Genomic DNA, 361 nt, shown 5'->3' with positions numbered 1-361 from the left:
GAAGCCGCTGATCATCACGACAGGCGTGTTCATCGTCCATGCAAGCCATGACAGGCCGCTGCTCAAGCCAACGAAAAACTCAGCATGCTTTAGCCAGCGCGCGCGTTCGGCAAGCGGTTGCTCGCCGGTGAAATCCTCGCAGCCGTGGGGCAGGTGATTCCATACGACGCCGTTACCGTGCGTCGCTTTCTGATCGATGCAGATCACGCGGTAGCCACGCTGCTTGAGAAATTGCACGATCTCGCGCCAGCCGGTGGGGTTGTTCCAGTACTTGCATTGCGTGGTGCTTTGGGTCGCGATGCAGACGTACTTCTCGGGAATCGGGCGGCTCGCGTCGGGCAATGTGATCCTCGGACGCTCC

1 protein-coding gene is annotated in these 361 nt (G+C 60.1%); it reads right to left on the bottom strand.

Annotated features, from left to right (window positions below):
* A partial coding sequence (locus SB753_RS35380; protein ID WP_410804726.1) for an autotransporter strand-loop-strand O-heptosyltransferase occupies positions 1 to 361 on the bottom strand: 361 nt, incomplete at both ends.

The organism is Paraburkholderia sp. SIMBA_053, from assembly GCF_046534895.1.
Classification (GTDB): domain Bacteria; phylum Pseudomonadota; class Gammaproteobacteria; order Burkholderiales; family Burkholderiaceae; genus Paraburkholderia; species Paraburkholderia caledonica.
The sequence above is the reverse complement of the archived record's forward strand: the minus strand, read 5'-3'. Positions and strand labels throughout refer to the sequence as shown.